This window comes from Caballeronia sp. dw_19 (assembly GCF_018449515.1).
In the GTDB taxonomy this organism is placed as follows: domain Bacteria; phylum Pseudomonadota; class Gammaproteobacteria; order Burkholderiales; family Burkholderiaceae; genus Caballeronia.
Genome location: NZ_JAAVUQ010000024.1, coordinates 109,189 through 125,883 on the forward strand (window position 1 = coordinate 109,189; position 16,695 = coordinate 125,883).

Below are 16,695 nucleotides of genomic sequence, written 5' to 3' on the forward strand. Positions count from 1 at the left end.
TTCAAAGGCTCTTCGAGAACCTGAACCTTCAAGAACCTGGACCGCCGCGCCGTCATGACTTGAGCGGCTAAAACGGATGGTTCGAATGCATTGCACTATGACTGACGGGGCTTTTCCTTCATGAAAAAACAGATTTCGTTCATCGCGCCGGGACAAACGGCCAAAGCGCTGATTCTCGTGTACCTGACCTTCAGCGTACCGATCGTGTTGCTCGGCGTACTGGTTGCGTTCTTCCGATACGGCTCGGTCGAGCTGAGCACCGTGACAAGCGCGTTGCTGCTCAATGCAATCCTCGGCTTCATCTTGCTGTGGATTGCGTGCCACGCATACAACTGGGTGGCGTCACGGTTCGGCGGCATTGAGATCGTCTTGTCCGACGCACCGGAAGAGGCATGATGAGCGCTCAGATCCGACCCGCCGCACCCGCCGACGTCAGCGCGATCTTTGGCTTGATGATCGAGCTGGCTGAGTTTGAAAAACTCATGCATATGTTCATTGCGACCGAGGGCGGCGTGCACGACGCGCTATTCGGGGCGCGGCCGTCCGCCGAGGCACTGGTAGCCGAAGAGAACGGGCACATAGTGAGCTATGCGCTGTTCTTCCACAATTACTCGACCTTTCTCGGCAAGCGCGGCTTGTTTCTCGAAGACCTGTACGTGAAGCCGGCCACGCGTAGCAGTGGTCTCGGCACAAAGATGCTGCGTGCTTTGGCGGCCCTTGCAGTGGAACGTCAATGCGGCCGCTTCGAATGGACCGTGCTCGACTGGAATCAGAACGCCATCGGCTTCTACGAGAAAATGGGCGCAACCGTGCTGCCCGACTGGCGCATCGTGCGCATCACCGGCGACGCACTGGCTACGCTGGCTTCGCCTGCCGCGGTCTAAGGCAGACTCGCACCGGGCTCGTCGCGTTCTGCGGGTTCTTCACGTTCCTCACGTTCGTCCCCGAGCAGGTTGGCCGCCTGCTCGCCCGGCAACGCTTCCACGTCACGCAGTTTCTTGCTCATCTGGCGCGTACGCGTTTCCGCCGATTCAATGGACCGCGTCACCGCTTCAAGCTGCGACCGCGTCTTCGACAGCACTTCTCCAAACTTCCTGAACTCCGTTTTCACCGCGCCGAGCACTTGCCAGACTTCACTGGAACGCTGCTCGATTGCCAGCGTCCTGAAACCCATCTGCAAACTGTTCAGCAGCGCGGTCAACGTGGTCGGACCTGTCACGCTCACCCGGTATTCCCGCTGCAGAAAATCGGTCAGCCCCGGACGGCGCAAGATTTCCGCATACAAACCCTCAGTCGGCAGGAACAACAACGCGAAGTCCGTGGTGTGCGGAGGCGCAACGTACTTCTGCGCGATGGCCTTCGCTTCCGCACGAATGCGGCCTTCCAGCGCACGTGACGCCTCTTCGACCGCGACTACGTCGGCGCGATCTTGCGCATCGATCAACCGCTCGTAGTCCTCGCGCGGAAACTTGGCGTCGATAGGCAGCCACACCGGCGTAGCCACCGCATTCGCGCCGCTCTGGCCGGGCGCGTCGTGACGGCCGGGCAGCTTGATCGCGAACTCCACGCGGTCGTTGCTCTTCGGGATGGTTGCAACATTCTTCGCGTACTGGTCCGGCGTCAACAACTGCTCGAGCAACGATTCGAGCTGCACTTCGCCCCAGGTCCCACGCGTCTTGACGTTGGTCAGCACCTTCTTCAAGTCGCCGACACCCGCCGCCAGCGTCTGCATTTCCCCCAATCCACGATGCACCTGCTCCAGCCGGTCCGACACCAGCTTGAACGATTCGCCAAGCCGTTGCTCCAGCGTGGCGTGCAGCTTTTCGTCGACAGTACGGCGCATTTCTTCGAGCTTCGCCGCATTGTTCGCTTCGATATCCTTCAGCCGCGCTTCGAGCGTTGCGCGCACTTCGCTCAGACGACGGTCATTCGACTCCGACATCTGCGCGAGCTGCAGCGTGAGTGCATCGCCGAAACGCTTCAGGGCCTGGCTTTGTTCGTCGCGTGCGTGTTGGCTTTGCAGAGCGTTGCTTTCCGTCAGCGTGACAAGTTGCCGGGAGAACGCTTCAAGCTGCGTGTTCTGGACGTTCGCCATGCTCGCAAGTTGCGTCGCGAGCGTCTGCTGGAATTGAGCGAACGCCGAGCCCGCCTCGGTACGCGACGCGCGGGATGTTTCTGTCACTTCGCCACGCACGTTGCGTTCGAGCCGCTCCTGGTCGCGCGCATGCGCTTCGCCCATATCGATAATCCGATCGGCCAGCGCCTCGAACTGCTCCTCGACATCTGTTTCGCGCTTCGGCCGCAACAACAGGATCAACGTGATCACCAGAGCGATCGCGAGGGCCGCGACACCCACGCTCAACAGCAACAACAGGGTCATTTCTTCAGGACGTCCGGATTGATCGGGTTCGGCGGATTGCCTGCGCGCGGACCTTCACCCAGCGCGGCGATCAGGTTGTCCGCAGCGAGATTGGCCATGGCCCGGCGCGTGGATTCGGTCGCGCTTGCAATATGCGGCGTCAGCACGACGTTCGACACCGTCAGGAAATCGCGATTGAAATTCGGCTCGCCTTCGAACACGTCGAGCCCCGCCGCCGCGATGGTCTTGTTGCGCAGCGCCTGGATCAGCGCGGCGTCGTCCACAATCCCGCCGCGCGCGATATTGGTCAGCGTAGCGGTAGGTTTCATGCTTGCCAGTTCAGCCGCGCCGATAGTGTGGTGATTCTCGGCGGTGTACGGCAACACCAGCACGACGTGGTCGGCGCGCTTCAGCAAGTCAGCCTTCGATACGTACTCCGCGTTCAGTTCCGCCTCGATCTCCGGCGCGACGCGCGAACGGTTGTGATAGATCACGCGCATGTTGAATCCGCGCGCGCGCCGGGCGAGCGCCTGGCCGATGCGCCCCATGCCGAGCACGCCGAGCGTGGAGCCGAATACGTCCGTACCGAGGAACGCGTCGTAGGACCATGTGCCCCACTTGCCCGCGCGCAAGAAGTGCTCCGATTCCGCGATGCGCCGTGCAGCGGCCATCATCAGTGCCCAGCCGAAGTCCGCCGTGCTTTCGTTCAATACGTCAGGCGTGTTGGTGCCGAGCACGCCGTGCGCGTTCAACGCCTGCATGTCGAAGTTGTTGTAACCCACGGCCATGTTCGACACGACCTTCAGATTCGGCGCGCCTTCAAGGACTTTCGCCGTGACGGGATCGCCTGCAAGCAAAGCACCATCGCGATCGGCCATGCGGCGCGCGAATTCGTCGGCGGCAAGCGGTGCGCCCGGATTGGCATCGACTTCAAAATACTGCCGGAGACGTTCGATCACGTCCGGGAAAATGGGGCGGGCAACCAGCACTTTCTTCATCGACTTTCTCCTAAAAGAACAACCATCCAGTAAGCAGGAACAAGGGCAGCAAAATGACTGCCGACCAGCCGAGATACGCGAAGAATCCCGGCATGACAATGCCGCGCGATTCGGCGATCGCCTTGACCATGAAGTTGGGCGCGTTGCCGATGTAACTGTTCGCGCCCATGAACACAGCACCGGCCGAGATGGCGGCGAGCGTGGTGGCGCCGGTCGTCATCAACGTCGGGGCATCGCCGCCGGCGAGGTTGAAGAACACGAGATAAGTCGGCGCGTTGTCGAGGAACGATGACAGCAGGCCCGTCGCCCAGAAGTACGCAATGTCGACTGGCTTGCCGCTTGCATCGGTCACCATGTGCACGATGCCGGCGAACGCACCGTCCGCACCCGCGCGCAGGATCATGATCACGGGCGCGATGGTGATGAAGATGGCGGCGAACAACTTCGCGACTTCTTCAATAGGCGCCCAGTTGAACGCGTTGCCCGCGCGCGCGCTTTTCGGCGTGAGCATGAGCGACAAGAGCGTCACCACGACAAGCAGCGCATCGCGCACGACGTTCTGCAACGCGACGTGCGTACCGAATACATCGAACTCGATGCCGGGTTTCCACAAGCCGCTCATCAGCACGAGCACGACCACCGCCGCGAGCAACACAAAATTGATCTTGCCGTCCACGCTCAATGGTGTTTTCACCTCACTCCGATGCACCACCTCTTCCTTCGCGAAGTAATAGCGGTCGAGCGCGTAGAAAAGCGCCAGCAGAACCACGCAGATGAAAAGCGTTGGCGCGGCGAGGTGCACCGTGGTCCAGAAAAAACTCACGCCATTCAGGAAGCCGAGGAATAGCGGCGGATCCCCGAGCGGCGAGAGCGAACCGCCGGCATTGGCCACGAGAAAAATGAAGAACACCACGCGATGCACAACGTGCCTGCAACGTTCATTGGCGCGCAACAGCGGGCGAATCAGCAGCATGGCCGCGCCCGTCGTTCCCATGATGCTGGCGAGCACCGTGCCAAGCGCGAGCAACCCGGTATTCAGGCGCGGGGACCCGTGCAGGTCACCATGCAGGCAGATGCCGCCCGCGACGGTAAAGAGCGCCGTAAGCAGGATGATGAACGGCACATACTCTTCCAGCATCGCATGCACGAAGGTCGTGAACGCAACCTGCGTACCAAAGCCAAGCGCAAAAGGCACCAGGAACACGAGCGCCCAGCCCGCCGATATCTTGCCGAAATGACGATGCCAGGCGTGCGGCGCGATCAGCGGAACGATAGCGATGGACAACAGGATGCCGGCAAACGGAAGTGCCCACAGCGCAGACAGCGTGGTGCCATCAAGCGATGCCGCGTGGGCAGTCAACGGCAACAAGAGGAGCACCAGGCCTTGCCATAAGCGTCGCATGGTCACGGACGTGCTCATGCGGGAGCACCGGTGTTTGCGATTGCGGTCCGAGGGCGCAGCCGTAAGCCCTGGTCTCTTGAGTTCCAATGTGCGGCCGATGTATTCATGATGCTGCCCTCGTTGGCCTGTGTGTCGATCAAGGACTTGATTATAACGAGCGCTCCCGCTCGAATAACCTCGACCGAATGGCTAACGCTGAGCAGCACCGGCCCTCAGGAACGCCTGCGCGGGTTACAGTTCTTCCACGGGTTTGGCGATGTCGAACACCTGGCGCAGGTAGGCAAGGTAAGCCTGGTCGTCGCACATGTTCTTGCCGGGGGAATCGGAGAGTTTGGCGACGGGCTGGCCATTGCAGCGAACCATCTTGATCACGATCTGCAGCGGCTGATAACCCAGGTCGTTGGTCAGGTTGGTGCCCACGCCGAAAGCGAGCTGACAGCGGCCGCGGAAACGTTCGTAGAGGCGCAGGACCTTCGGGATGTCGAGTGCGTCGGAGAACACAAGCACCTTGGTGCGAGGGTCACAACGGTTCTCTTCGTAATGACGGATCAGGCGCTCGCCCCAGTCGAACGGGTCGCCGGAATCGTGGCGAGCGCCGTCGAAGAGCTTGCAGAAGTACATGTCGAAGTCGTTCAGGAACGCCTTCATGCCGTAGACGTCGGAGAGTGCAATACCCAGGTCGCCGCGGTACTCCTTCGCCCACATTTCGAAGCCGAAGATCTGCGAATCGCGCAGCCGCGGACCTAGCGCCTGGCAAGCCTGAAGGTATTCGTGCGCCATGGTGCCGAGCGGACGCAAACCGTGCTTCTTGGCGTAGTAGACGTTGCTCGTGCCCGTGAACTGTTCGCCCAGGCCTTCCTTCAGCTTGAGGATGACCTCCTCATGCCACTGCTTTGAAAACCGCCGGCGGGTGCCGTAGTCGGCGATCTTGCAGTCGGAAACTTCGGGCCGGCCGCCGAGCAACTGGATCTTGTCGCGCAGGCGTTCGCGGCCGGTATCGAAGGTCGGGGCGCGTTGCGTGTTGCGAAAATAGACCTCGTTGACAATCGCGAGGATCGGGATCTCGAACAGGATGGTATGCAGCCATGGCCCAACAATATCAATGTCGATCTCGCCGTTCTGCTTGGCGGACGGCTTGATCGTGACGGCCTTCTCGTTGAGATGAAAGAGCGCGAGGAAGTCGATGAAATCGCTCTTGATAAAGCGCATCCGGCGAAGGTATTCGAGTTCGTCTTCCTTGAAGCGCAGATGGCAAAGCTGGCGGACTTCGTCGCGTATCTCATCTATATACGGCACGAGATCGACATCCGGCGTGCGGCAGCGGAACTTGTATTCCGCGTGGGCCGCAGGGAAGTGATGCAGCACGACCTGCATCATCGTGAACTTGTAGAGATCGGTATCGAGCAGCGAATGGATAATCATGGTTCCAGACGAACGGCTAGGAAAACGGGTAAAGGCGCGGGTAGAACCGCCCACAAGAGCGCGGATAAAACCGCAAACGGACCCGGCACGCCCCGACGCACTGGATGCTTTGCCCCCGGCGGCCTCCAGCGCATGTTACCCGAAGTGTCCGCCCGGAGCGCCGCCCCCACGCGGCCAATACACGCCGGACGGCGGGCGCGTGGAAGCTGATTGGCGGCCCATAAACAAATCACTAAAGGATATAAGGCCTTCTGGCCGGGGGTCGCGCTCAAATATACCGGTACGCTACAATATCGGTTTTGGCGCGCAGATCGTGCACGGTCGGGCTATATACCGCCCCGAATAGAGATACTCGGTTAGAGACCCTCGGTTCGCTGGTTGGACCCCGACGTTCATGTCGCCTTTGCCGCCGCCCCACGAATTCCGTATGCAGGAGCCTGAATGACTCACGTTGTGACCGAAAGCTGCATTAAGTGCCGCTATACCGATTGCGTGGACGTGTGCCCGGTGGATTGCTTCCGCGAAGGTCCCAACTTCCTCTCGATCGATCCTGACGAGTGCATCGACTGCGCCGTTTGCGTCGCCGAATGCCCGGTCAATGCAATCTATGCCGAAGAAGATGTCCCCGGTGATCAACAGCACTTCATTGAACTGAACGCCGAACTGTCGCGCGGCTGGCCGAGCATCACCAAGACCAAAGCGCCGCTGCCCGAAGCCGACGAATTCAAGGACGTGAAAGACAAGCTCGAACTGCTGGCGCGTTGAGCCGGAGGGACCGTGCGTTGTCGCATCATGAGTAACGCTTCGCCGGTTTGTGACTTTTTGAATTGAGATGAACGCAGGGTGTTGACAGGCTAGATTCCCCTCCATATAATTTCATTTCTCTGCTGCAGATGTTCCTCGATAGCTCAGTTGGTAGAGCGCCGGACTGTTAATCCGTAGGTCCCTGGTTCGAGCCCAGGTCGAGGAGCCAAGAAGATTTCAGCTCAAAAAGCCCAATCGAAAGATTGGGCTTTTTGCATTTCCGGGCATCAAATCAAGTCGCCCAAATCTACGCTGATGTTCGGCCCCCTGCCCACGTTTCTGCAAAATCTGCATGGCTTGCGCCGAAGGATCACGTAACTCGATTTATCGTGCCATCGCCTTCATTCGCGCGAGGCAAATCGGGCAACCCGGGCTCACCACCTCTCCTGCCAGCTTTCCACGGACTGCTAACGATATTGAGCAACCGAACCGCCAGCGGAATGCGCGCTTATCAGCGCGCGCAGTCAGCGCATCCGGCATCGATAACGGGCTCACCGAGCCCGCATTGAATGGTATATACTTTTGCTATATACCATTTCATGGGACGCTTATGGGCACCGCAAAGGTTTTTTGGTCGGGCCGGTCTCAGGCCGTGCGCCTGCCGAAGGAATTCCGGTTGGATGCCGACGAAGTGCGCGTTCGCCGTCATGGCCGCGCCATCATTCTCGAGCCGATCGCGAGTGACTGGGCGTGGCTGGATTCAGTCGTCGGTCCGCTAGACGACGACTTCGCCGAAGCCGCACGCGAGAAGCTGCCGGAACAAGACCGCCCGGATCTGGACTTTTTCAAGTGAATTATCTGCTCGACACGAATGCCGTTATCGCCTTGATGAAGGGCCATAGCGGTTTTTTGACGCGGCTCCGTCAGCATCAGCCGCGGGATTTCGCCATGCCATCTATCGTCGCTCATGAGCTCTATTTCGGCGCTTACAAAAGCCGGCATGCTGCCGACAATCTCAGGCGCGTTGAAGCGCTGCAATTCGAAATTCTCGACTTCGATCCGGAAGACGCTCGCCGCGCCGGTGAGGTGCGGGCGCAGCTCGCTTCGGCAGGAACACCAATCGGGCCCTACGACGTCCTGATTGCCGGGCAGGCGCTAGCGAGATCGCTCACGCTCGTGACTCACAATATGCGCGAGTTTCAGCGCGTGTCCGGCCTGAGCGTCGAGGACTGGGAAAGCTGACCGCTACACGCGTGAGCCCTGCCGGACCATCGTGCAGAACAAGCCCGGACCCTGCGCCACTTCACGCCGATATCCGACCGACATAGCGCGCAATCCGCTGCCTACCCAAAAGAGACTGGAAGCAGACACCTCGCGTGATGCCCTTCTCCACGCCTCACCTTTCTCCACCACGCCTAAACCGACTTCGATCACCGCCTCCATCGAATCTTTAAGATAGTCGTCAGACAACGGTATAATCTGGCAATCCAACCGCATCTCTGAACTACGACATCGCCACCCGTCTGACCCAAGGAGCGCTTCTGATGGTCGAATCCCTCACCTCTGTCGTGACACCCCGACGCGCCCGTAACCTGGCGGAGAGCGTGTTCGACTACGTGATCGAACAGATCGAATCCGCCGCGCTGAAGCCAGGCGACAAACTGCCCACCGAAGCGAAACTCATGGTGACGCTCGGCGTGAGTCGCACTGTCGTGCGGGAAGGCATTTCTCGTCTGCAGGCCAACGAGGTCATCGAAACACGTCATGGTATTGGCAGTTTCGTGCTGGAACCGCGCCGCGAAAAACTGGGTATCGACATGGTGCCGGCCACGACGCTGCGCGACGTGTTGTCCGTGCTCGAATTGCGCATCAGCCTGGAAACCGAATGCGCCGGCCTGGCAGCGCAACGCGCACAGCCGGAAGATCTTGTGCGCATGCGAGCGGCGCTCGACGCGATAGAAGCCACCAGCCGCAACGGCAGCGACAGCGTTGCGGCCGATCTCCAGTTCCACATCGCGCTCGCGCAGGCGACTGGAAACCGCTATTTCGTCGATATCCTGACCCAGATGGGCACCGCCCTGATTCCGCGCAACCGCATCGATTCAGCGGGAATCGCGAAAGCCGATCCGAAAGCGTATGTCTCGCTCGTCAATCTCGAACACGAGAGCATTCTCGAAGCCATCACGCGACGCGACGCCGAAAGCGCGCGCGCCGCCATGCGCATGCATTTGTCGAACAGCCGCGAACGCTTGCGCCGCGCGAATCAGTCAAGCGAAGCGGCCGGCTGAAAGCGCCTGACGTAGCAAAACGCTTATTTGCCGGCGGTCGAGGCGGTCGAGACGGCATAACCAGCCCGACCCACCAAGCTAAGCGCCGACGCATCAATCTCGCAGGCGGGCGCCCGCAGCCACAGCAGCAGAGGCGCCCGCCGATCCAATCGCGAATCTTTCAATATCAATCATCTTGTCTGACGTCCGACTTTAATACATAATTTCGTCAGCCCACGTAATGGAGCTACCGCCCCGTTCATCAAGAATTTCAGCCCGATTCCGGGTTAACACCCATTTTGACAGTCCTCATACAACTCTTAGAATGTCATCAGACAACGTATCACACGTTAGAAACTGCCAATCTGCTCGCTATTGCCTAGCCGCATAAGCGCTCGCGCCGACAGCCCGGACTGACCGGGCCGCCATCCGGAGATGAATTTTTGACACCCGATCCCGCCTTATCGACATCCGACGCGCTGACATCGGCGGCCTCAAAAGTTAAACGCCACGTGCTGCCGCTTTTCCTGATCATGTTCATCGCGAACTACATCGACCGGGTGAACATCGGCTTCGTCAATACGCATATGCAGACGGACCTGGGAATCGGCGCAGCGGCCTACGGGTTGGGGAGCGGCTTGTTTTTCATCGGCTACGCGTTGTTCGAAGTGCCGTCGAATGTGTTGATGGCGCGCTTCGGCGCTCGCGCGTGGCTCACACGGATCATGTTCACGTGGGGCCTGGTCGCCGGCGCGATGGCCTTCACCTGGAACGACACCTCGTTCTATGTCATGCGGTTCCTGCTGGGCGTGGCCGAAGCGGGTTTTTTCCCAGGCGTGGTGTATTACTTCACGCAATGGCTGCCGCAAAAGGAGCGCGGCAAGGCGGTCGCGATTTTTCTAGGCGGCTCGGCATTGGCGTCGGTGTTATCAGGGCCCGTGTCGGGCGCCCTGCTTTCGATACGCGGCTTCGGCCTGCATGGCTGGCAGTGGATGTTCCTGGTCGAGGGCCTGTTTTCGATTCTGCTGTGCGGCGTGAGCTGGTTCATGCTCAAGTCCCATCCCCGCGATGCCAAATGGCTGACGGCGCAAGAACAACAGGCGCTGAGCACCGCAATTGCCCACGAACAGGCGGAGCGGGAAGCGGCCGGCAACGCGCATCTGCCGATCACAAAACTGTTGAAAGACCCGCAGATCGTGCTGTTCTGCGTGCTGTATTTCGCAATCCAGTTGACTATTTATGCAGCGACGTTCTGGCTTCCGACCATCATCCGCAAGATGGGCGGCCTGAGCGATTTCCAGGTCGGTCTCTATAACGCCGTGCCGTGGCTGATCGCCATGTTCGCGATGTACTGCTTCGCGGTGTTGTCGGCGAAATGGCGCTTCCAGCAAGCGTGGCTCGCGCTCGCGCTGGTCATTGCCGCGTGCGGACTGTTTGCATCGACGTCGGCGAACCCGGTGTTTTCGTTCGTCGCCATCTGCTTTTCTGCGATCGGTTTCAAAGCGGCGGCGTCGCTGTTCTGGCCGCTGCCGCAGGGATACCTCGATGTACGCGTCGCGGCCGGCGTGATCGCGCTGATCAACTCCGTCGGCAATCTGGGCGGCTTTTTCGCGCCGGCGGCGTTCGGCTATCTGCAGCAACACACGGGCTCGATCTCGGGCGGTCTTTACGGGCTGGGAATTGCATCGATCATCGCGGCTGTTATCGCCTTTTTCGCGAAGGACCGGTTGACCGGCCGTCCCGAACACGCCACCGAACCAAACCCGACCCCGGCCGCTTAAGAGCCCGAATCAACTCACACTGACCACGTCCATGTCTACGAACCCAAGCGTTTCAACCGCTGCGAACGCCACGCCCACCGTCATCGAACTGCGCGTGATCCCGGTTGCCGGCCGCGACAGCATGTTGCTGAACCTAAGCGGCGCACACGGCCCGTTCTTCACGCGCAACATCGTGATCCTGCGTGACAGCGCGGGGCACACGGGTGTGGGCGAAGTGCCGGGCGGCGAGAGCATTCGGAAGACTATCGACGACGCGCGTCCGCTCGTCGTCGGCCAGTCGATCGGCAATCTGCACGCCGTACTCAACACCACGCGCAAACAATTCGCCGATCGCGATGCAGGCGGACGCGGCACGCAGACCTTCGACTTGCGCACGACCATCCATGCCGTGACGGGACTCGAAGCCGCGTTGCTCGACTTGCTCGGCCAGCATCTGGGCGTGCCCGTCGCCGCGCTGCTCGGCGAAGGCCAGCAACGCGATGAAGTGGAAATGCTCGGCTACCTGTTTTATATCGGCGATAAAAACAAGACCGATCTGCCCTACTCCTCCGGGACCGATGCGACCGATGACTGGACCCGCCTGCGCCACGAAGAAGCGATGACACCTGAAGCCGTCGTCCGACTGGCGGAAGCCGCGCACGCGCGTTATGGCTTCAACGACTTCAAGCTGAAGGGCGGCGTGCTCTCGGGCGATGCGGAAATCGAAGCGGTCACGGCACTAGCCGAACGCTTCCCCAACGCCCGCGTGACGCTGGACCCGAACGGCGCGTGGTCGCTGTCCGAAGCCGTGCGCCTGTGCCGCGACCAGCATCACGTGTTGGCCTACGCCGAGGACCCGTGCGGTGCCGAAAACGGTTATTCCGGCCGCGAGGTCATGGCTGAGTTCCGTCGTGCCACGGGCCTGCCGACGGCGACTAACATGATCGCGACCGACTGGCGTCAGATGGGCCACGCGATCCAGTTGCAATCGGTGGACATTCCCCTCGCCGATCCGCATTTCTGGACGATGCAAGGCTCGGTGCGCGTGGCGCAAATGTGCAACGAGTGGGGCCTGACGTGGGGCTCGCACTCGAACAATCACTTCGATATTTCGCTCGCCATGTTCACGCACGTCGCGGCGGCGGCGCCCGGCAAGATTACTGCCATCGATACCCACTGGATCTGGCAGGACGGCCAGCGATTGACGCGCGAGCCGTTGCAGATCGTTGGCGGCAAGGTGAAGGTGCCGGCGCGGCCGGGACTGGGCGTGGATATCGATATGGACGAACTCGAGAAAGCGCACGCGCTGTATCGGGAACACGGTCTCGGCGCCCGCGATGACGCCATCGCGATGCAGTACCTGATTCCAAACTGGACCTTCGATAACAAGCGCCCGTGCCTTGTGCGCTGATTTCCTTAATGGCTTGCTGTAACTGCTGATTCAAAAACCAACTCGCGACCGACCATGACGACACCTCAAGAGCTCAAGCAAATCGTTTCCGAAGGGCTGCTGTCCTTTCCGCTGACCGACTTCGACGAACAAGGCGACTTCCGCGCTGACACCTACGCTGAACGTCTGGAGTGGCTTGCGCCCTACGGCGCGACGGCGTTGTTCGCGGCCGGCGGCACGGGCGAATTTTTCTCGCTGACGCAGAGCGAATATTCGAACGTGATTCGCACAGCGACGGAAACCTGCAAGGGACGTGTGCCGATCCTCGCCGGTGCGGGCGGCGCGACGCGGGTGGCTATAGCATATGCACAGGAGGCCGAACGGCTTGGTGCGAACGGTATTTTGCTGATGCCGCATTACCTGACCGAAGCCAGCCAGGATGGTATTGCCGCGCACGTCGAACAGGTGTGCAAGGCGGTGAAGAATATTGGCGTGATCGTCTATAACCGCGCCAATTCGAAGCTCAACGCCGACATGCTCGAACGGCTCGCCGATACCTGCCCGAACCTGATCGGCTTCAAGGACGGCGTGGGTGAGATCGAAAACATGGTGACGATCCGTCGCCGGTTGGGCGACCGGTTCTCGTATCTCGGCGGTTTGCCGACGGCCGAGGTTTATGCCGAAGCGTACAAGGCGCTGGGCGTGCCGGTGTATTCATCGGCGGTATTCAACTTCATTCCGAAAACCGCGATGGAGTTTTATAAAGCGGTGGTATCGCAGGATCATGCGACGACTGGCCGTCTGCTCGATGAATTCTTCATGCCGTACCTGGCGATTCGTAACCGCAAAGCGGGTTATGCGGTGAGTATCGTGAAGGCGGGGGCGAAGCTGATTGGCCGCAGCGCCGGCCCCGTGCGCGCGCCGCTGACCGATCTGACCGAAGATGAAATGGCGCAACTCGATGTGCTGATCAAGAAGCTCGGCGCTCAGTAAAGTCCGCAGTAAATAAGCTTCCCCGCTGCAAGCAGCGGGGTATTGCTGCACAGAGACTCGTACGCTTCGCGCCTCGGCTCTGGCTCCAGTGCCCTGACGGACACGGCAAAGATCGCTTACGCTGCAAGAAGCAGCGGGAATTCGATCCGAAGAGATTAAAAGGCCGTTCCAACGCGAGTTGGAACGGCTTTTCTGCGCTTGGCGCCGCGTATAAACGCACTCTCGATCTAAGCCGCCAAGAACACCACCGTCAGCGACCGCACGCCTTGCGCGCCGCGAATCAGCACGCCTTCGATATCCGCCGTCGCCGATGGCCCCGTCACCAGCACGGCATAACGCGCGGCCTTGAAGTCATCGCGTCGATACACATCCTGCAAGCCGTCCACAATCTGCGCGGGATCGAGCAGCACGATCAGATGCTGCACGAGATAACCGATCGAATTGACGATGTATTCGTCCTCGCTGAACCACACCGAGCCCGTTTCCGCCACGCCGAAGCGCGCGCGTACCACGCCGGCATCGACGTCCTGCAGTAACGCGGGCGACATATCGGCGGTGAGCGCGCGGTTTCCTTCTATACCCGGCACGGCCGACGCGACTATCGCGTCCGGGGCGAAACGCTCGGCGAGCAGCGCACGCACCGTGTCCAGCGATTCGCCCTCGATGATTGTCCCTCCCATCGCGGTCAGGGCGGTGCGAAAGCGTTCGAGGCGTTCACCGGGCGGGGTATCGAAGAGCGGTACGTCGGGGCGCGGCCTTGCAGCCGGTTGCGCCGCGCGGATCTTGGCGAGAAAAACGTCACGCGTGGTCATCGTCATTTTGCTGCCTTGCGATTTTTCTTGTACCACTCGTGGAAGGTCTCAGCGGGCGTTTCGGGCAGATCGCGTTGCCGGCCCCAGATGTTCAGCGGGTTATAAAGCACGAAGTTCGGCAGCCGCTTAAGCGCGCCGCCCAGCGACGCAACGGTGCCTCGATACAGCGTCGGACTGGCCAGCAAGCGCCCCGCCATTTTCAACACTTCCTGCTTCACGAACGGCACTTCATGATTCGCCGCGATGACTTCGCGCCACTTGTAGATCTGCTCGTGAATGTTGACCTTCGTGGGGCAGACGTTCGTGCAACTGCCATTAAGCGTCGATGCAAACGGCAGGCTGCTGAAGCGTTTCATATCGTAAGTAGGATTGATGATCGCGCCGATCGGCCCGGAGTACGTAAAGCCGTACGACAAGCCACCACTGCGCCGATACACCGGGCACGTATTCATGCAGGCCCCGCAGCGGATGCATTTGAGCGAGTACCAGAAATCTTCCATCGCGAGGCGTTCGGAACGGCCGTGATCGACAAGGATGTAGTGCATCTCCGAGCCCGGTCGTGGCGCACGAAAATGCGAGGTGTATTGCGTGATCGGCGAACCGAGCGCGCTACGCGACAGCATGCGGATGAACACGCCAAGATCGGAAATCCGGGGAATCAGCTTTTCGATACCAATCGACGCAATGTGCAGCGGCGGCACATTCGCCGATAAATCCGCATTGCCTTCGTTCGTGCACACGACGACCGTGCCCGTCTCCGCGACCGCGAAGTTGCAACCGGTCATGCCCGCGGTCTTTTCGCGCACGAAATACGGGCGCGTGTTCATGCGCTGGCTTTCGGCGAGATAGTGAATGTCGCTGTTCTTGGGATCGGTGCCGATCGTGCGGCCGAAAAGCTCAGCGACATCCGCGCGAAGTTTATGCACGGCGGGCACGACCATGTGGCTTGGGTCCTGATTATCCAGTTGCTGGATGCGCTCGCCGAGGTCCGTTTCCATCACCGTGATGCCGCGCGGCTCGATGTACTCGCGCATCTTGCATTCATCGGTGAGCATGGATTTGCTTTTGACCAGCGTGGTGAGGCCGCGCTCGGACATCAACTGGTAGACGATTTCGTTGTGCTCTTCGGCCGTCGATGCGTAATGCACGATCACGCCGTGCGACTCGGCCTGGGTGATGAACTGGTCGAGATAATCGGCGAGATTCGAAAGCGTGTGTTCCTTGATCCCCGATGCCAGGTCGCGCAGCGTCTCCCATTCGGGCATGCCGTGGGCTTGGGCGTCGCGTTTGCTGCGCAGGTCCCAGAGGCGTTTATCGTGGAAAGCGACGTGATCTTCCTTCGCGATGAACGCGCCCGCCGCCTTCGCGTGATCGAGCCGTTTGCTTTTTCCCTTCACGACCTCGCTCATGAGCGTGCTCCGTTCAGGACTTGGGCGATGTGGATAAACCGGGCATCGAGTTTCAGGCGTTCGGCGCAGCCTTGCTGATGCATGAGGCAGGACATATCGCCGGAGACAATATATTGCGCGCCCGCGCCGAGGTGGTCGCGGACCTTGTCCTGCCCCATCCTCACCGATACCGCTTCTTCGGTCACTGAAAACGTGCCGCCGAAGCCGCAGCATTCGTCGGGGCGTGTGAGCGTGACGAACTCGATGCCTTTGACGCCTTCGAGTAGCGTGCGGGGTTTGGAAAACGGCGCCCCGCCAATTTCCGATGCTGAGACTTCCTTCAGATGCCGGATCGCGCTGCAGCTATTGTGCAAGCCCACGCGGTGCGGGAATTCGGCCCATGGGAATTCGCGCACTTTCAGGACATCGTGGAGAAATTCGACGAGTTCGTAGGCGCTCGTCCGGACCTTGCGCACGGATGCGGTCTGCTCGATGGCCGTTAGATGCTCGCGCACGTGATGGATACAACTCGCCGATGGGCCGACCACGTAGTCGTAATCAGCGAAATTGCGGGCGAATACGCGCTCGGCGCCGGCCGCTTCTTTTTGCGCGCCGCTGTTCGCCATTGGCTGGCCACAGCAGGTTTGTTCCTCTGGGTAATCGACTTCTACGCCCAGGCGTTCGAGCAATTCGAGTGTCGCGATGCCGACTTCGGGATAGAACGCATCGATGAAACAGGGAACGAACAGGGCGACTTTCATTGGGCGGGGTGGCCTGAAAACAGGCGGTTTTTGAAGTTTGGTAAACTTGCGCCAAGTTGGTAAGCTTGGTCTGACCACGACTTTAAAGTTTGCAGTGTTTCAAGTCAAATGGGGTCGATGGCCGAATGGGGTCGCTGGCGCTTTTTTTGGGGAGGGGGTGAGGGGGGCAGCGGGTGGGGGCGGGTTGGTCGGTTCTGGGGTTCGTGGTCGGGGTCAATGCCGGGTTGCTGCTTTCAGCGTTAGCGGTCTGCGAGAGTCGGATATTCTCTTTATCACTGTTAGCCACTGTGCGTGGCGGCACGTCATTTCTTTGTCCAAAGCGACAAAGAAACGAAGCAAAGAAAACGCTTTCAACCACGCTACCCTAAGTGTTCACAGCGTGCAGTTTCTATTCATAGG

At 60.2% G+C, this 16,695-nt stretch carries 17 protein-coding genes and 1 tRNA gene; 10 read left to right on the forward strand and 8 right to left on the reverse strand.

Annotated elements, in window-relative coordinates:
* Positions 1-120 precede the first annotated feature (120 nt).
* Both HB376_RS27140 and HB376_RS27145 read left to right on the forward strand, forming a co-directional pair.
* On the forward strand, positions 121-396 hold the full coding sequence (locus HB376_RS27140) for a hypothetical protein (protein WP_031363462.1): 276 nt from the start codon (positions 121-123) through the stop codon (positions 394-396).
* Positions 396-884, forward strand: a complete 489-nt coding sequence (locus tag HB376_RS27145; protein WP_213766828.1) for a GNAT family N-acetyltransferase — start codon at positions 396-398, stop codon at positions 882-884. Before HB376_RS27140 ends, HB376_RS27145 begins: the two co-directional genes overlap by 1 nt.
* Here HB376_RS27145 and rmuC read toward each other — a convergent pair.
* From rmuC to pncB, 4 genes are all read right to left on the reverse strand, one after another.
* Positions 881-2,380 carry a DNA recombination protein RmuC gene (gene rmuC / locus HB376_RS27150; protein ID WP_213766812.1) on the reverse strand — a complete coding sequence of 500 codons (1,500 nt, stop codon included), beginning with the start codon at positions 2,378-2,380 and terminating at the stop codon, positions 881-883. The two genes, HB376_RS27145 and rmuC, sit on opposite strands and share 4 nt — an antisense overlap.
* Complete coding sequence (locus tag HB376_RS27155; protein WP_213766813.1) at positions 2,377-3,357, reverse strand: D-glycerate dehydrogenase; 981 nt, start codon at positions 3,355-3,357, stop codon at positions 2,377-2,379. The genes rmuC and HB376_RS27155 overlap by 4 nt, the downstream gene beginning before the upstream one ends.
* 10 nt (positions 3,358-3,367) lie before the next feature.
* Positions 3,368-4,759, reverse strand: coding sequence for a sodium:proton antiporter (locus tag HB376_RS27160; protein WP_213766829.1), 1,392 nt, complete (start codon positions 4,757-4,759; stop codon positions 3,368-3,370).
* Positions 4,760-4,990: 231 nt separating this feature from the next.
* Complete coding sequence (gene pncB / locus HB376_RS27165; RefSeq protein WP_213766814.1) at positions 4,991-6,181, reverse strand: nicotinate phosphoribosyltransferase; 1,191 nt, start codon at positions 6,179-6,181, stop codon at positions 4,991-4,993.
* A 441-nt stretch (positions 6,182-6,622) separates the two neighbouring features.
* Between pncB and fdxA the strand changes: the two genes are divergently transcribed.
* The 4 genes from fdxA to HB376_RS27185 all read left to right on the forward strand — a co-directional run bounded on the left by fdxA (position 6,623) and on the right by HB376_RS27185 (position 8,167).
* Entirely contained in the window at positions 6,623-6,946 is a 324-nt protein-coding gene (gene fdxA / locus HB376_RS27170; protein ID WP_089159225.1) for a ferredoxin FdxA, read from the forward strand.
* 132 nt (positions 6,947-7,078) lie between these two features.
* Positions 7,079-7,154 (forward strand) — tRNA-Asn (locus tag HB376_RS27175).
* A gap of 381 nt (positions 7,155-7,535) precedes the next feature.
* Entirely contained in the window at positions 7,536-7,778 is a 243-nt protein-coding gene (gene vapB / locus HB376_RS27180; protein WP_213766815.1) for a type II toxin-antitoxin system VapB family antitoxin, read from the forward strand.
* Positions 7,775-8,167 (forward strand): PIN domain-containing protein, encoded by a 393-nt coding sequence (locus HB376_RS27185; protein ID WP_213766816.1) that lies wholly within the window; start codon positions 7,775-7,777, stop codon positions 8,165-8,167. The genes vapB and HB376_RS27185 overlap by 4 nt, the downstream gene beginning before the upstream one ends.
* Before the next feature lie 3 nt (positions 8,168-8,170).
* On the opposite strand, the gene HB376_RS27190 is transcribed toward HB376_RS27185, so the two are convergent.
* On the reverse strand, positions 8,171-8,395 hold the full coding sequence (locus HB376_RS27190; RefSeq protein WP_213766817.1) for a hypothetical protein: 225 nt from the start codon (positions 8,393-8,395) through the stop codon (positions 8,171-8,173).
* A gap of 74 nt (positions 8,396-8,469) precedes the next feature.
* On the opposite strand from HB376_RS27190, the gene HB376_RS27195 reads away from it, so the two are divergent.
* The 4 genes from HB376_RS27195 (at position 8,470) to kdgD (ending at position 13,335) form a co-directional block, all read left to right on the forward strand.
* Positions 8,470-9,213, forward strand: a complete 744-nt coding sequence (locus HB376_RS27195) for a FadR/GntR family transcriptional regulator (RefSeq protein WP_213766818.1) — start codon at positions 8,470-8,472, stop codon at positions 9,211-9,213.
* Positions 9,214-9,725: 512 nt separating this feature from the next.
* Entirely contained in the window at positions 9,726-10,973 is a 1,248-nt protein-coding gene (locus tag HB376_RS27200) for an MFS transporter (RefSeq protein ID WP_255631593.1), read from the forward strand.
* A gap of 31 nt (positions 10,974-11,004) precedes the next feature.
* Entirely contained in the window at positions 11,005-12,363 is a 1,359-nt protein-coding gene (gene gudD / locus HB376_RS27205) for a glucarate dehydratase (RefSeq protein ID WP_213766819.1), read from the forward strand.
* Positions 12,364-12,417: 54 nt separating this feature from the next.
* Positions 12,418-13,335 (forward strand): 5-dehydro-4-deoxyglucarate dehydratase, encoded by a 918-nt coding sequence (gene kdgD / locus HB376_RS27210; protein WP_213766820.1) that lies wholly within the window; start codon positions 12,418-12,420, stop codon positions 13,333-13,335.
* Between the two features lie 227 nt (positions 13,336-13,562).
* Here the strand turns inward: kdgD and HB376_RS27215 are convergent, their stop codons facing one another.
* The 3 genes from HB376_RS27215 to HB376_RS27225 are packed head-to-tail and all read right to left on the reverse strand — an operon-like array spanning position 13,563 to position 16,296.
* A complete protein-coding gene (locus HB376_RS27215; protein WP_213766821.1) occupies positions 13,563-14,147 on the reverse strand; it encodes an LUD domain-containing protein in 585 nt (194 codons plus the stop codon).
* A 2-nt stretch (positions 14,148-14,149) separates the two neighbouring features.
* The gene (locus tag HB376_RS27220; RefSeq protein WP_213766822.1) at positions 14,150-15,556 is read right to left on the reverse strand and encodes an LUD domain-containing protein; all 1,407 of its coding nucleotides are present in this window, start codon (positions 15,554-15,556) and stop codon (positions 14,150-14,152) included.
* Complete coding sequence (locus HB376_RS27225) at positions 15,553-16,296, reverse strand: (Fe-S)-binding protein (protein WP_213766823.1); 744 nt, start codon at positions 16,294-16,296, stop codon at positions 15,553-15,555. Before HB376_RS27225 ends, HB376_RS27220 begins: the two co-directional genes overlap by 4 nt.
* Positions 16,297-16,695 lie beyond the last annotated feature (399 nt).

Coding starts and splice junctions, on each gene's coding strand:
- HB376_RS27140 (WP_031363462.1), top strand. CDS start 121: ATGAAAAAACAGATTTCGTTCATCGCGCCGGGACAAACGGCCAAAGCG.
- HB376_RS27145 (WP_213766828.1), top strand. CDS start 396: ATGAGCGCTCAGATCCGACCCGCCGCACCCGCCGACGTCAGCGCGATC.
- rmuC (WP_213766812.1), bottom strand. CDS start 2,380: ATGACCCTGTTGTTGCTGTTGAGCGTGGGTGTCGCGGCCCTCGCGATC.
- HB376_RS27155 (WP_213766813.1), bottom strand. CDS start 3,357: ATGAAGAAAGTGCTGGTTGCCCGCCCCATTTTCCCGGACGTGATCGAA.
- HB376_RS27160 (WP_213766829.1), bottom strand. CDS start 4,759: ATGCGACGCTTATGGCAAGGCCTGGTGCTCCTCTTGTTGCCGTTGACT.
- pncB (WP_213766814.1), bottom strand. CDS start 6,181: ATGATTATCCATTCGCTGCTCGATACCGATCTCTACAAGTTCACGATG.
- fdxA (WP_089159225.1), top strand. CDS start 6,623: ATGACTCACGTTGTGACCGAAAGCTGCATTAAGTGCCGCTATACCGAT.
- vapB (WP_213766815.1), top strand. CDS start 7,536: ATGGGCACCGCAAAGGTTTTTTGGTCGGGCCGGTCTCAGGCCGTGCGC.
- HB376_RS27195 (WP_213766818.1), top strand. CDS start 8,470: ATGGTCGAATCCCTCACCTCTGTCGTGACACCCCGACGCGCCCGTAAC.
- HB376_RS27200 (WP_255631593.1), top strand. CDS start 9,726: ATGTTCATCGCGAACTACATCGACCGGGTGAACATCGGCTTCGTCAAT.
- gudD (WP_213766819.1), top strand. CDS start 11,005: ATGTCTACGAACCCAAGCGTTTCAACCGCTGCGAACGCCACGCCCACC.
- kdgD (WP_213766820.1), top strand. CDS start 12,418: ATGACGACACCTCAAGAGCTCAAGCAAATCGTTTCCGAAGGGCTGCTG.
- HB376_RS27215 (WP_213766821.1), bottom strand. CDS start 14,147: ATGACCACGCGTGACGTTTTTCTCGCCAAGATCCGCGCGGCGCAACCG.
- HB376_RS27220 (WP_213766822.1), bottom strand. CDS start 15,556: ATGAGCGAGGTCGTGAAGGGAAAAAGCAAACGGCTCGATCACGCGAAG.
- HB376_RS27225 (WP_213766823.1), bottom strand. CDS start 16,296: ATGAAAGTCGCCCTGTTCGTTCCCTGTTTCATCGATGCGTTCTATCCC.